Source organism: Bradyrhizobium sp. (assembly GCF_049519115.1).
Lineage (GTDB): Bacteria > Pseudomonadota > Alphaproteobacteria > Rhizobiales > Xanthobacteraceae > Bradyrhizobium.
In genome coordinates this window covers 58235-71428 of sequence record NZ_JBEKRB010000013.1, presented here as the reverse complement: position 1 = coordinate 71428, position 13194 = coordinate 58235, and the positions used below count along the sequence as shown (strand labels likewise).

The following is a 13194-nucleotide window of genomic DNA, read 5'->3' as shown; positions in this document are numbered from 1 at the left end:
CTGCGCCGCTTTGAACCGGCGCAATCCTCTCGGGAATTCAACGGTTAATCCAATAGCCCGGGAAAGCTCTGCTCTTGACCCGCAACCGCCCGCCCCCTACACAGCGGCCTTGAGCGAGCGCGTAGCTCAGCCGGTAGAGCACGTGACTTTTAATCACGGGGTCGTGGGTTCGAGCCCCACCGCGCTCACCAAACAAATCAAATACTTAGGCGGAATTTCAGAGCTTCGCTTAAAGCGTCATGTCTGTACTGTGTCTGCAAATCGATTGCCCGCTACATGCGATCAGCGATCTGCCGTCGGCGTCGCCGCAATTCGATTACGTCTTCATCCGGAAACGGACGACGACATGCGAGGCTCAGATATTGGTGCAGCATCTGAAGCGTCGAACGAGAAATAGACATTAGCGATCTCCAATGAATTTGGCTGACCCAGCATACGGCTTTTGGCGGGGTCAATTGGAAACGGCTCCCCCTGACTCCAGGAAGGCCGCTGGTGCGTGCTTGATTTGCGGGCCGCGACGTGCCGGCCGTCCGGCGCCGACGAATCTAGTGTGGCTTTCTGAGTCCGGGCGGCAATTCCTCGCCGTTTGACTCGTCGAGTTCCAGATCGCGGGCAAGCTCGACAACGCCGCGTATGGCGTCATCCATAAGATCCCGCTCGGCAGTCAACCGTTCCGCGTAGCGCTTAATTATCTGCTTCTCGGTCTCGAAGGGATGCTCTAGCCGCAATTGGTCAATCAAACCGACCGTGGCTGCTTTGGCCTTCTCGTCCGTCGGTGCTCTCTCAGGTTATGAGCGCTGGACACTTAGCCGATCCGCAGATTTTCCGCGGATGTTTTCCCCCGATTTTCCATCTCTTCGTAGCTCACCTTGGCACCCTCATTGAGGCTGCTCAGGCCTGCTTTTTCGACGGCTGAGATGTGTACGAATACATCTTTGCCGCCTTTGTCGGGCTGAATAAATCCATACCCCTTGGTCGCGTTGAACCACTTCACCGTTCCTGTCGCCATTCCGCACTCCCTTTTGCCGCGCGACCGCAGCTTAAGGCGCTCAGGCACGGCATCGCAAGCAAAACCCGACGGGGTTGAGTCCGGCGGGTTCAGTGAGTTTGTTCCAGAAAAGATCGCGCTACCTCCGCGACGTCAGCAATCTACAGAAATCTATTTGACGCTCTGTTACCGCGCCTGACCGAAGCCCCGCGGCATTCCCGATCAGTCTCAACACCTTTTCGAAACCATTTTTCCAAAGCCGTGAAGCAATCCGGAAACAGAGGTGGGCCTAGCTTCCGTCACTGATCAACAACGGAGTTCGATCATGACAAAGTCAATTTGCAAGGCCGCTTTGATTGCAGCGTTCGTCGTTTCTTTTTCAACATTGCCGACGTCGAGCTACGCCTTTAGTCCGGAGGCGCAGCAAATGTGCACCGGAGACGCTTTCCGGCTTTGCAGTTCGGAAATTCCAGATATTCCCCGGGTCACAGCTTGCATGATTGCGAACCGCGCGAGTCTAAGTTCAGGCTGCAGGACTGTGATGGACCGCGAGGCCCAGCCGTCGCCAGCAGTCGCATCAAAAACTTCGATCACGATAGCGAAAAAGCCGCCGCTGGGTTGAGGTCAGCGCCTACCCAAGTCCGCACGTCAATTAACTTTTCGTTAACCAGAATCACCCGAGCTACGAATCATAAAAAGTAGTGTCACGGACGTTAGTCCGAAGGCGATTTGATCCGTCATCCTAGGGCAACGAGCGGAATGCTCGTGGGGGCTTGTAGGAGTGGCATCATGTCGGTTCGTAGCGTGAAGCCCAATGGAAACCTGCTCTCTGACGTCGCGCTCACAATTTTCGGCATAGCGAGCATAAGCGTCCCATTGGCATTAGTTATTATTTTGATCTGTCGCTGAGCAATTTTCAGCATCACAAATAGAAGCGCGGGACCGAAGCCCCGCGTTAATTCGTCGACTTTTTGTATGTGAGCAATATTGACCACCGCGCTCATATTGCGACGCGGCATGATGGGTCATCATCACTGCGTATCGAGGGGAGCATCATGCCCCAGTCCGACCGAAAGAACGCCTCACCACGCCTTTATACCTATCCCGAGTTGATCGAACTGCGTCGGCAGATACTCCGGTTCGCCCGGTCATTACCGCCCGGACCAGAGCGGAATAACCGCCGGCAGACTGCCAGATCATTGCGTAGCTTTTTCAGAAACAAGAAGTGGCTAGACGCTCACACCGTCGAAGGAGGCACAATGCCAGATCGCATGCAATACCAAATCACCCCGTAAAAAGATGGTCGATTTGACACTTATGAATCTGGTTCGGTGTTTGCGGCATCGGACGATGATGCGGTCCAGAAAGCGAAAGACTGGGCCCACTCTTTCGATTCAGCCCACGAGGACGCTTGGCTGCTTGTCGTCATGAGCGGCAAAAGTATCGCCACCATGCGGCCGGGCGAGTTCTAGCGCTAATTGGCAAACGAAAAAGCCGCCGCTGGGGTAGGGATCAGCGACGGCTCTTACGCACACGTGACCAAGCAGAAGGTCACAGACGACGATGGGCCTCGGAAGTTAATCTCGAGTTACGCTGTCACCGATTGGCTGGATCGCGATCGGAGTGTTTGCGCGGCCAAGATCGTCGCAACGAAAACCGCCCGAGTGTCGCCTGCCTCAGCGAAGCCGGTACAGCCACGACGCAAGCGATTTGCTGCCCTTGTCGCTATTGCAGCGCTTGCAAGCCAGCACCTTGTTGCCCTCTTCCAGCGTGCCTCCCCTCCACCTGGGGTGGATATGATCGCGGGTCGGCGCGGCCATCGGATTCCCGCAATAGGCGCAAGGCTTGCCGATGGCCGCCACCGATGCGGCACGGCGGACGTCTCGCACGGTTGCGCCGGACTACTGGAAAACGTCTCCCTCGCCTTCCAGCAGCCAAAGCCCATTGACGCCGTGCGCGGCGCAGAAACGGCCAACATCTTCGCAGCGACGTTCTAACCGGTGTTGCACCAAAGCATCAACCCGGATCGAAATCGGGTTTGTGAGTAATAACTCTTTGACTGTGCAAGGGCACGGTCGTTCCCTCAGCGCCGGGGCCGCGACAGGTGGTGTACCATGCGTGAAGAATTCGCGTCATACAGCTTCCTCGCTGTGACCATTGCCGGCATCGTCATGCTTTGCTCTGGCTTGGTCGCTCTCGCAATTACCTAATTCTGGTTTGGACAGCAGCGATCGGCTAATCGCCGCGCATAACTAACAGCCTTCCCGCGACTCCAGGAAGGCCGTTGGTGTGTGTTTGATTTGCGGTCTGCATTGTGTCCGTCGACCGCACCGGCGAATCCGCGAGCCGTTAAATGGCGCGGGGCTGCGGTCCCGCGCCATTTCCTGCTCCAGGCAGTGCGCGGGATTGCGCATGCGAAGCGGGCGCCTGGGGCGCGGCAAGCCTTCGGCTGAAAGGCGGCAGATCGAACAGATAAGGTGATCGGGTTGCGTCATGCGTGCTGCTTGTGCCGACTCATTGGCAACCCACGCCGTATGGCCACCAAACATTGAAACATCACGTTCTCTAAAAATGTTTTAGGAATCTGGGTGGCGACTTTCGACGATACTCCTCCGTTATTCGAGTCCAGCGGAGGGAACCAAAATGACTTTCAAGCTGATCAGCGCCATGGCGCTCGCGATTTCGGTTCTTGCTGTGCCAGCCTTTGCGCGCCCCGTCGGTGCGCGCCCGGTCGGCGAAAGCATATACTGCGCTACCCGACAGCCGGGCAACCCGCATAGTCGGCTGTGCGATTACATCATGTGGAGCAAATGGCGAGAGCGCGGCGGTTGGGACCCCACACTCGATACCGCTTGCTTCCACAATCCAGCTTTCGTTCCGGGTGAATGCGGCCTGGATCCGCGGAGCAGACAGTCAGCTTGGTAATCAAGATGCCGGGCGGAGCGTATCCGCAGTCACGCCGCCTTTCCGCTAGTCACCGGCTTGGCTGCGGTGGGCACGCTTTGACCGGACCTGTGTGAACTGGGACACATCTCCAGCAAGCGAATCGACCTACTGTTTTGATGCCGTCTCACGGCGGTAACCTCCCTAGACTTGCGCCCGCCGCGAATGGCGGGCCTTTTTTGCCAGGCCTTCACGGGCGGACTTCGCTGTTTTTAATTCCCCGACTCACGCGAAGGTGGCATCTTTCGCGAGGGGTAGGTCAAAGCGAGGACATCGCGATGACTCATAAAACTGCTGCTTTCAAATTCGTTGTTTGGACGACGATTGCTGTTGCGCTGGGAATACTTTCTTGGTCCGGCACCGCCAAACGTTCCCCCTCCATCGATCAGGCCAGAGCAAAGCAGGCTGTCGATAGTAGCTCGGAGATCACTGAGGTGCCTAACCCCCAGTTCTCGCGCGTTCGTCTGCTGATTTCAAATCTCAACTGAACCCCGCTCGGTCGAGGCTGAGGAAAACCACCCATAAACCGCCCCCAAGCGGATAGCTTTTGCGCGCGCAGTATTGCCGTCGCAAACCAAACCGGCCATCCGACGATCCCTACGACGCCAGCAACGACGTTTCGGGCGGTTTTCATGCCCGGCCCGCCGCCAGAAAGGCGCGAAGCAGCCGGGGTTCAGTTGGCTGCACTGCCAACCAACTCGCCGAACGAAGTAAAGAATTGGCCAGCCAGCTTCTTTGCGGTGGAGTCGATCAGCCGACCGCCAAGCTGCGCGAGCTTACCGCCAATCTGTGCGTCAACCTGGTAGGATAAAACGGTCGTGTCCGGCCCCTCCTCGCTTAACTTCACCGCCGCACTGCCTTTCGCAAACCCGGCGATGCCGCCGTTCCCCTCGCCGGTGATACGATAGCCGCTTGGAGGATCGAGATCGGACAGCGTCACTTTGCCTCCGAAAGTTGCTTTTACGGGTCCGACCTTAATCACGACCGTTGCAGTCATCTCGTTCGACGCGGACATTTCGAGGGACTGGCAGCCGGGTATGCACTGCTTGAGAATCTCGGGATCGTTTAGCGCGGCCCACACTTTTTGTTTCGAAGCGGGGATGCGCTGGCTATCGTTCATTTGCATTTTCTTGTTTCAACTCCCTGGATCAGAATTCATATCGCGTTGCCCGCGGCGCCGCTCGACCGTTATTTCAGCGAGAATGGACATGGCAATTTCCTCAGGCGTGATAGCTCCGAGGTCGAGTCCTGCCGGCGCTTTGACAAGGTCGATCGCGGCGGGATTGAGCCCGATGGCGATCAGCTTGTCGCGCAACACGGCCATCTTGCGCTTGCTGCCGACAAAAGCGTGGTAGGACGCCTCGATGGCGAGCGCCTGCTTTAGCGCAGCTTCATCGCCCTTGCCCTGCGTCGATACGACCACGAAGCGGCGGGCATTGTTGAGATGGCGAGGTTCGAAGCCGTCGACGACGACATCGGCATCGGGCACAGTCGCCAGGTCGACTGCGGGCGCCGCGAGCGTCACGTGGTAGCCGAGCTGGCGCGCCTGTGCGGCCAAAGAAAGCGCGACGGGGCTTGCGCCGAGCACCACCAGTGAAGGGTGCGGGAGAACCGGCTCCACGAAAATATCCATCGTACCTTTGCTCGGGCACATGTTCGAGGCGAAACGCACGCTCTCCCTCGTCTCGCCGGGCTTGACGCCCAGTTCGGCCAGCAGGTTTTCCGGCTGAACCGAAACCATGCGGGGCTCGCCATCGGCGAGCGCCTCGCGAGCCGCTTTCAGCACTGCACCTTTGGCGCAGCCGCCACCGATCCATCCGGCAACGATAGTACCGTCGGGCCGAATAATGGCCTTCGCGCCAGCTTTGGCGGCGGTTACGGACACTGTTCGGACAACCGTCGCCAGCACGAAGGCTTGCTCGGCTGCCTTCATCTGCGCGACGAGATCCATCAACTCGACATGCGCACCCATCTCAAAGCCTCGCAAGGTAAGGTTCGAGCGCCGTCAGGCTCTGTAGCGTGTTGGCTGGCGCATAGAGGTCGATATATGGCAGCGCCGCCTTAATACCGCGCGCTTCGGGCGTGTAACCCTGCCATCCCATCATCGGATTGAGCCAGACAATGCGGCGGCAGCGGCGGCCGAGCGCCGCCATCTCTCGACCGAGCAACGTGGCGTCGCCGGTCTCATAGCCATCAGAAACGATCATCACGCAGGTGCGCGAATGAATCACGCGTGCGGCATGCCAGCGATTGAAAGTTTGCAGGCTCTCGCCGATTCTGGTGCCGCCACCGGCGCCTTGGGCCATGATCGAGAGGCGATCGAGTGCGCGGCTGACGTTCCTCTCTTTCATGGCGTCCGAGACGTGAGCCAATCTCGTGTGGAACAGGAATGCTTCGGCCTCGCGAAATTCGTCGAGCACACCGTGGATGAAGCGCAGAAAGATGCCGGTATACATGCTCATCGAACCAGAAGCGTCGAGCAGAACCACGAGCCGCAGGGGTTTTTGCTTGCGCTGCCGTTTGACGAGACTGATCGGCACGCCGCCACGGCAGATATTGCCATGAATGGTACGGCGCAGGTCGATCCGGTAACCGCGCCGCCGCGCTAGATCGCGCCGGGTCAAGCGTGTGCGCATCACACGGGCCAATCGTACCGCAGCAACATGCGCCTGCTTGATCTGCTCGGAATCGGCCAAATTGCGAAAATCGGTCTGGGCGACGTTCTCCGCGCGTGAGGCGCCTTCCATGCGTCCCTCGCCCGAACGATCATGGTCAGCATCGTCGGTGGAAGGGATTTGATCGGTCGCCGTATTGCCCTCGGCACGGGGCTCGTCGGAGTAGCCCGGCAGGTTTTTCAGCGAAGGGGTGTTCGCTGACCTCGCGGAGCCGGTGATGACCGAACGCGACCGCACCCGCCTGCCGAGCCAAAACGCATCGAAAATGCCGTCGAACTTCTCCCAGTCCGATTTTCGCGCAGAGAACAAATGTTTGAAGGCCGTGCGGAGCAGGCCCGGCCGCGCCGCATAACCGGCGGCCATCAGGGCAGCTGCATCCCGGCCTTCGGCGAGACCAATGGCGAAACCACTGTCACGCAGGGTCCGCAGGAACGCCGCAAGCTTGCTTGAAATCAGGCGCGACAGCTCGTTGATGTCCTCGATATCGGGAGGTGGGCCGCAACAACTCATGCAACCCTCCCCAGCAGACGTTCGCTGACCTCGCGCGTCACCCGCGCCCGGTCCTCCTTCGTCTTAAGCAGGCACATCAACGTCTCGTGCACGGTCTCGGGTGAATCATGCAGATCCTTGACGTCGAGCCCGACCAGCGCCGCCGCCCAGTCCAATGTCTCTGCGACACCCGGCACCTTGCGTAGCTCTTCCTTGCGGATGCCTTCGACCATCCGCGCGATCTGCAGCGACAGCGAAGCACCGGCGCCATCGATGCGCGCCATGACGATGCGCGCCTCGCGCTCGGCGTCGGGATAGTCGACATAGTGGTAGAGGCAACGGCGGCGCAATGCGTCCGACAGCTCCCGCGTACCATTCGATGTCAGGACGACATGGGGTATCGACGTAGCCTTGATCGCGCCAAGTTCCGGAATCGAGATCTGGAAGTCCGAAAGCAACTCCAGCAGAAATGCCTCGAACTCGTCATCGGCGCGGTCGACCTCGTCGATCAGAAGCACAGGCGCTTTATCGCGGCGGATCGCAGCGAGCAGCGGTCGTTCCAGGAGATATTTCTCCGAGAAGATTCGGTCCTCGACCGCGTCCGCATCGGTACCACGATGCGCCTGGATCGAGAGCAATTGGCGTTGGTAATTCCACTCATAAAGTGCAGACGATTGGTCGAGCCCTTCATAGCATTGCAGGCGGATCAATTCGGTTGCGTGCACCGTCGCCAGCGCCTTGGCCACCTCGGTCTTGCCGACGCCCGCCTCACCTTCCAGCAATAGCGGACGCCGCAACAGTTGCATCAACGAGATCGCCGTCGCCAGTTCGCCATCGGCAACATATCCTGCTGCGCCCAGCGCTTGCGCGATCTCGTCACGCGTCTTCATCAGGCAGCCAGCACACCGAGGTTCTTCGCGGCCACCCAGTTGCGCCAGTAATCATGCGGCATCTGGATGTGCGTCGAGCCGAGGAACGAGAATGCGTCGTTGACCGCATTGGAGAAAGCCGGAACGCCCCCGACATTCGGACTTTCGCCCACGCCCTTGGCGCCGATCGGATGATGCGGTGATGGCGTGACCGTGAAATCGGTTTCCCAATGCGGCGTCTCCACGGCCGTTGGCATGAAGAAATCCATGAACGAGCCGGTAACCACATTGCCCTCGGGGTCGTAGCGAATCTCCTGGCCCATCGCGATCGCAAAAGCCTCGGTCAATCCGCCATGGACCTGGCCCTCAATGATCATCGGGTTGATGCGGGTGCCACAATCGTCGAGCGCATAGAAGCGCCTTATCTTGTAGACTCCGGTATCGACGTCGATGTTCATGACGCAGATATAGGCACCGAACGGATAGGTCATGTTGGGCGGATCGTAATAACTCACCGCCTCCAGGCCAGGCTCCATCCCGGGCGGCACCGAATTGTAGGCCGCCCAACAGATGTCTTTCATCGACATCGTCTTCTCGGGCAGACCTTTGACGCGAAAACCATCGATATCCCATTCGAGGTCGTCCTCGTGCACCTCGAGCTTGTAGGCGGCGATCATCTGCGCCTTGGCCTTGATCTTGCGCGCCGCCATGGCAATCGCGGCGCCCGCTACCGGCGTCGAGCGTGAGCCGTAAGTGCCGAGACCGTAGGGCGCGGTATCAGTATTGCCTTCCTCGACCATGATATTGTCGGCGGGAAGGCCAATCTCGGTCGCGATGATCTGCGCCCAGGTGGTCTCGTGACCCTGGCCGGTGCTTTTCGTGCCGACCCTGGCAATGCCCGCGCCGGTGGGATGCAGCCGGATTTCGCAGGAATCGAACATCGCAATTCCCAGAATGTCGCAATTCTTCGAGGGACCGGCGCCGACGATTTCAGTGAAGAAGGATACGCCGAGGCCCATGATCTCGCGGGTCTCGCCGCGCCTGAAAGCCCCGCGCATTGTCGCCTGCTCGTTGCGCAAACCGGCATAGTCGACCGTCTCCATCATCTTGCGCATGGCGGTGTGGTAATCACCGGAATCGTATTCCCAACCTAACGCCGAGTGATACGGAAACTGCTCCTTCCTGATGAAGTTCTTCAGGCGTAGTTCCGCCGGATCCATTCCCAGTTTTTGCGCCAGGATGTCCATGCCGCGCTCGATGCAATAAGCTGCCTCGGTAACGCGGAACGAGCAGCGATAGGCGACGCCGCCCGGCGCCTTGTTGGTATAGATGCCGTCCACCGACAGATGCGCGGTCGGGAAGTCGTAGGAGCCGGTGACGATGTTGAAAAAGCCCGCCGGCCATTTCGACGGATCGGCGCAAGCGTCGAACGCGCCGTGATCGGCGAGCACATGAACGCGAAGAGCTGTGACCTTGCCCTCTTTGGTCGCGGCGATTTCGGTGGTCATGTGGTAATCGCGCGCAAACGAAGTGGCGGTAAGGTTCTCGATGCGGTCCTCGACCCATTTGACCGGTTTGCCCGTGACGATGGACGCTACCGCGGCGCAGATATAACCGGGATAGGCGCCAACCTTGTTACCGAAACCGCCGCCGACGTCAGGCGAAATCACGTGGATCTTCTGTTCCGGCAACTTTGCGATCAGCGCCACCACAGTACGGATCACATGCGGCGCCTGGAAAGTGCCCCAGATCGTCAGCTCGCCCCCAATCTTGTCGAACGAACACACGCACTGGCAGGTCTCCAGCGGCGACGGATGGGTGCGGTGATAGGAGATCATTTCCTTGACCGTGACCTCCGCCTTGCGGAATGCGGCGTCGGTCAGGTCCTTGTCGCCGACGGTCCATTCGAAGATGTGGTTGTGGTGCTTGCGCGGCCCGTGCGCACCTGAAGTCTTGCCGGCGAGGTCCTCACGCAACACCGGCGCGTCCTTGTCCATCGCCTCAAACGGATCGATCACCACCGGCAGCGGCTCGTATTCAACCATCACCTTGTTGATCCCGTCATCGGCGGCGTAGCGGTCGGTGGCGACCACAAACGCAACCTCCTGGTTCTGGAACAGCACCTTGCCGTCGGCCAAAACCATCTGCACGTCGCCGGCCAAGGTCGGCATCCAAGCGAGGTTGACGGTCTTGAGCGTCTCGGCGGTGATAACGGCTAACACACCCGGCACCTTCAGCGCCTCTTCGCTATTGATCGATTTCACCCGCGCATGGGCATGCGGCGATCTGACAAAGTCGCCGTGCAGCATGTCCGGCAGTTTGACGTCGTCGACGTAATTGCCCTTGCCTTGTGTGAAGCGTGCATCCTCGACGCGCTTGCGCTTGCAGCCCATACCTTCGAGGGCGGCGGCACGTTGTTCCCGCGTGGGAGTCTGGTCGTTCATTCCGCGGCCTCCTTGAATTCAACGCCATTGATCTTGTCGGCGGCGTACTGGATTGCCTTGACGATGTTCTGATAGCCGGTGCAGCGGCAGATATTGCCCGAGATGCCCATCCGGATTTCTGCTTCCGATGGCCGTGGGTTCTCCTGGAGCAGTCGCTGCGCGCGTACGATCATGCCGGGCGTGCAGAAGCCGCATTGCAAGCCGTGCATCATGCGGAAGCCTTCCTGCAGGGCCGACAGCGAACCGTCGGCATTCGCGATGCCCTCGATGGTAGTGATTTCAGAGCCTTGGGCCTGTACCGCGAACATGGTGCAGCTCTTGACTGACATGCCATCGACATCGACGGTGCAGGCGCCGCAATGCGTGGTTTCGCAACCGATATGGGTGCCGGTGAGTAGCAGGTTCTCGCGGATGAAATGCACCAGAAGCGTGCGCGGTTCGGCGAGGCCCTCGACCTCTGCGCCGTTTACCTTCATCGTGATGTGTGTCTTTGCCATATGACTCCTCCCCTCACGCGGCTCTCGCGGCGGCGCGTTGCAGCGCGCGCGTCACCATGATGCCACCGACATGCTTGCGGTATTCGACAGGTCCGCGTGTGTCGGCCGCCGGCGACATGATCGCCTCCGCGGCCGCCGCGGCTTTCTTCAGGGTCGCCGCATCGAGGCTCGTACCAATCACCGCTTTGGCTGCCTCGGTCGCGAGCAGCGGCGTTTCGTGCAGATTGGTCAGGCCGATGGAACAGGTTGCGACTTTTCCACCGGACATCGTCAACACGACGGCGGCGGCCGCGGTGGCGTAGTCGCCGACTTTCCGCTTCAGCTTTTCATAGGCGTAGCCATGTCCGATGGCAGGCGCCGGGACCGAGACCGCGGTCAGCAGTTCACCAGGCTCGATAGCGGTGAAATAGGCACCCTGATAAAAGTCGGCAGCCGCGACCTCACGGGAGCCATTGGGGCCCTCAAGATGATAACTGGCGCCCAGCGTCATCATCAGTGCCGGCATGTCGTTACCGGGATCGCCGTTTGCGACATTGCCGCCGACGGTCCCGCGATAACGGACCTGAGGATCAGCGATCAGCAGCGCTGTTTCGTGCAGGATCGGAATCGATTTGGCGATTTCGCCAGAAGCCAGCAACTCGTGCTGCGTTGCCATGGCACCGATCACGACCTTGTCGCCGTCGCGGCGAACTCCTTTCAACCCATCAATGCCGTGCAGATCGATCAAATGCTCCGGCGTGGCCAGACGGAGCTTCATCATTGGGACCAGGCTGTGACCGCCGGCGAGCGGGCGGGCATCGTCGCCCAGGGTCGAGAGCAATTTCACCGCATCGGCCACCGTCGCCGGCCGGTAATAGCTGAACGGACCAGGGATCATCGTTTCCTCCATCTCGTCCCGTCTTGCCCTTACGGGGCGCGCGGACGTTGAAGTGATGCTCTCGCCGGAGTGGATTGCCTCGCAATCAAAGGGACACGGAGGCCGAAAATTCGCACGAAATGCGGCCCGTTACGCACGAAATGCGTCAGGGTCCGTACCCCAATTAATTCCCGGAACTCAGACCGTCCGGTGCGCGAGCCCTAGTCGGGCTTTCACCTCAGCGATCTTGGCGCGGCTGACCGGAACCCGATGCGGTGCTTGACCATCGAGCTCGACGACCGCGCCGTCACCTTCCTTGCGGACAAGGGTCACATGCGAAAGCGCAACGATATGGCTGCGGTGCACCCGAAGAAACAGGCTGGGATCAAGATGGGCCTCGGCTTCCGAGATTGACCACGGGCACATCCGCTCCCGGACCCCGTCATGGATCTTGGTATAATGTGCGTCGGCCCGCACGCTGCGTACCTCGGCGGTGGCGATAAAATGTGTGCCGTCAGCGCCTTCAACGGGTAATCGGGGTGCGGGCGCGGCGTGTGGAGGCTGGCCAACGCCGCCAAGCGGTACGGGACGCAACCTCGGAGCAGCCGGAGCCGCACCAGCATCCGCGACCGGTGTTTCGGTCGCGTCTTTGACGATGGCCGAGGCCGTTTTCCGCGAGTCGGGTACAAGCGAAAGCAGAAACCCGGCTGCGATCACGAAGCACAGGAGCGCAACGACCAGTGACAGGGTCTGCGGCGACGCCACTAGCCCTTCCATATGGTGGTGGTTGCCCGCGGCAAATGGCACAACTTTCATACCCGCCATCGCGGTGTAGTGCATGCCCGATACGGCAACGCCAAACGCGATCGCGCTCAGCAGCAGCTGTAAGCCGCCCCTTCGCGCCAGAAATGCCTGCAATCCGCCATAAGCCGCCGCAATTGCGATGGCGACCGAGAGCGAAACCATTCCGGGCGCGTGGCCCATCGCAAAGTCGCCGGCTAGACCGTGCATGCCGACGTAATGCATGGCGACGATGCCGAGCCCAAGCAAAGTCGCCGATGACGCCACACGGAGCGTCGATGCCGTTCCGATACTGACAAAGAACAGAGATATCCCAACGACGAGCGCGCAAATCAAGAACGACACGATGGTCGGGAGCACCAGGTAAACGGCGTCGGCGGGCAACGGCGCGGCCAACATGCCGACGAAATGCATTGTCCAGATGCCGATGGCGAGAAAAAATGCTGCACCCGCTAGCAGCAAACGGCGACTGGAATCCGGTGCGCCGCGAATCCGCGCGGCAAGCCCGAAACCAGTGTAACCTCCCAGAATCGCGATCACCACCGAGAGCGCGACGAGATAGGGATCGTGTCCTTCGAACATGACCTTCTCGGCCATCCGTCTCCACGGACGACCTCCTCCCGGCGCCAGCT

At 59.9% G+C, this 13194-nt stretch carries 13 protein-coding genes and 1 tRNA gene; 3 read left to right on the top strand and 11 right to left on the bottom strand.

Annotated elements, in window-relative coordinates; genetic code table 11:
- Positions 1-115: 115 nt before the first annotated feature.
- Positions 116-191 (top strand) — tRNA-Lys (locus ABSE61_RS12865).
- A gap of 354 nt (positions 192-545) precedes the next feature.
- Here the strand turns inward: ABSE61_RS12865 and ABSE61_RS12860 are convergent.
- A complete protein-coding gene (locus tag ABSE61_RS12860) occupies positions 546-740 on the bottom strand; it encodes a hypothetical protein (protein ID WP_423871490.1) in 195 nt (64 codons plus the stop codon).
- Positions 741-805: 65 nt separating this feature from the next.
- Complete coding sequence (locus ABSE61_RS12855) at positions 806-1009, bottom strand: cold-shock protein (protein WP_423871489.1); 204 nt, start codon at positions 1007-1009, stop codon at positions 806-808.
- A 304-nt stretch (positions 1010-1313) separates the two neighbouring features.
- On the opposite strand from ABSE61_RS12855, the gene ABSE61_RS12850 reads away from it, so the two are divergent.
- Positions 1314-1610, top strand: a complete 297-nt coding sequence (locus ABSE61_RS12850) for a hypothetical protein (protein ID WP_423871543.1) — start codon at positions 1314-1316, stop codon at positions 1608-1610.
- Positions 1611-2664: 1054 nt separating this feature from the next.
- On the opposite strand, the gene ABSE61_RS12845 is transcribed toward ABSE61_RS12850, so the two are convergent.
- Complete coding sequence (locus ABSE61_RS12845; protein ID WP_423871488.1) at positions 2665-2877, bottom strand: HNH endonuclease; 213 nt, start codon at positions 2875-2877, stop codon at positions 2665-2667.
- Between the two features lie 1332 nt (positions 2878-4209).
- On the opposite strand from ABSE61_RS12845, the gene ABSE61_RS12840 reads away from it, so the two are divergent.
- Positions 4210-4419, top strand: coding sequence for a hypothetical protein (locus tag ABSE61_RS12840; protein ID WP_423871487.1), 210 nt, complete (start codon positions 4210-4212; stop codon positions 4417-4419).
- Between the two features lie 185 nt (positions 4420-4604).
- On the opposite strand, the gene ABSE61_RS12835 is transcribed toward ABSE61_RS12840, so the two are convergent.
- The 8 genes from ABSE61_RS12835 to ABSE61_RS12800 form a co-directional block, all read right to left on the bottom strand.
- Positions 4605-5051, bottom strand: a complete 447-nt coding sequence (locus tag ABSE61_RS12835) for an SRPBCC family protein (protein ID WP_423871485.1) — start codon at positions 5049-5051, stop codon at positions 4605-4607.
- Positions 5052-5066: 15 nt separating this feature from the next.
- On the bottom strand, positions 5067-5903 hold the full coding sequence (locus ABSE61_RS12830; RefSeq protein WP_423871483.1) for an XdhC family protein: 837 nt from the start codon (positions 5901-5903) through the stop codon (positions 5067-5069).
- Between the two features lies 1 nt (position 5904).
- The gene (locus tag ABSE61_RS12825; protein ID WP_423871482.1) at positions 5905-7116 is read right to left on the bottom strand and encodes a vWA domain-containing protein; all 1212 of its coding nucleotides are present in this window, start codon (positions 7114-7116) and stop codon (positions 5905-5907) included.
- Positions 7113-7985 carry an AAA family ATPase gene (locus ABSE61_RS12820; protein ID WP_423871481.1) on the bottom strand — a complete coding sequence of 291 codons (873 nt, stop codon included), beginning with the start codon at positions 7983-7985 and terminating at the stop codon, positions 7113-7115. Before ABSE61_RS12820 ends, ABSE61_RS12825 begins: the two co-directional genes overlap by 4 nt.
- A complete protein-coding gene (locus tag ABSE61_RS12815) occupies positions 7985-10408 on the bottom strand; it encodes an aerobic carbon-monoxide dehydrogenase large subunit (protein ID WP_423871480.1) in 2424 nt (807 codons plus the stop codon). The genes ABSE61_RS12820 and ABSE61_RS12815 overlap by 1 nt, the downstream gene beginning before the upstream one ends.
- Positions 10405-10905 (bottom strand): (2Fe-2S)-binding protein, encoded by a 501-nt coding sequence (locus ABSE61_RS12810; protein ID WP_423871479.1) that lies wholly within the window; start codon positions 10903-10905, stop codon positions 10405-10407. Before ABSE61_RS12810 ends, ABSE61_RS12815 begins: the two co-directional genes overlap by 4 nt.
- A 13-nt stretch (positions 10906-10918) precedes the next feature.
- Positions 10919-11782, bottom strand: a complete 864-nt coding sequence (locus tag ABSE61_RS12805; RefSeq protein ID WP_423871478.1) for an FAD binding domain-containing protein — start codon at positions 11780-11782, stop codon at positions 10919-10921.
- 177 nt (positions 11783-11959) lie between these two features.
- Positions 11960-13144 carry an MHYT domain-containing protein gene (locus ABSE61_RS12800; protein ID WP_423871542.1) on the bottom strand — a complete coding sequence of 395 codons (1185 nt, stop codon included), beginning with the start codon at positions 13142-13144 and terminating at the stop codon, positions 11960-11962.
- Positions 13145-13194: the final 50 nt, after the last annotated feature.

What these genes read in the sequence shown, in the direction of transcription:
- ABSE61_RS12800 (WP_423871542.1), bottom strand. Translation starts at nt 13,144, where the DNA reads ATGTTCGAAGGACACGATCCCTATCTCGTCGCGCTCTCGGTGGTGATC.
- ABSE61_RS12810 (WP_423871479.1), bottom strand. Translation starts at nt 10,905, where the DNA reads ATGGCAAAGACACACATCACGATGAAGGTAAACGGCGCAGAGGTCGAG.
- ABSE61_RS12820 (WP_423871481.1), bottom strand. Translation starts at nt 7,985, where the DNA reads ATGAAGACGCGTGACGAGATCGCGCAAGCGCTGGGCGCAGCAGGATAT.
- ABSE61_RS12840 (WP_423871487.1), top strand. Translation starts at nt 4,210, where the DNA reads ATGACTCATAAAACTGCTGCTTTCAAATTCGTTGTTTGGACGACGATT.
- ABSE61_RS12805 (WP_423871478.1), bottom strand. Translation starts at nt 11,782, where the DNA reads ATGATCCCTGGTCCGTTCAGCTATTACCGGCCGGCGACGGTGGCCGAT.
- ABSE61_RS12835 (WP_423871485.1), bottom strand. Translation starts at nt 5,051, where the DNA reads ATGAACGATAGCCAGCGCATCCCCGCTTCGAAACAAAAAGTGTGGGCC.
- ABSE61_RS12855 (WP_423871489.1), bottom strand. Translation starts at nt 1,009, where the DNA reads ATGGCGACAGGAACGGTGAAGTGGTTCAACGCGACCAAGGGGTATGGA.
- ABSE61_RS12850 (WP_423871543.1), top strand. Translation starts at nt 1,314, where the DNA reads ATGACAAAGTCAATTTGCAAGGCCGCTTTGATTGCAGCGTTCGTCGTT.
- ABSE61_RS12815 (WP_423871480.1), bottom strand. Translation starts at nt 10,408, where the DNA reads ATGAACGACCAGACTCCCACGCGGGAACAACGTGCCGCCGCCCTCGAA.
- ABSE61_RS12825 (WP_423871482.1), bottom strand. Translation starts at nt 7,116, where the DNA reads ATGAGTTGTTGCGGCCCACCTCCCGATATCGAGGACATCAACGAGCTG.
- ABSE61_RS12830 (WP_423871483.1), bottom strand. Translation starts at nt 5,903, where the DNA reads ATGGGTGCGCATGTCGAGTTGATGGATCTCGTCGCGCAGATGAAGGCA.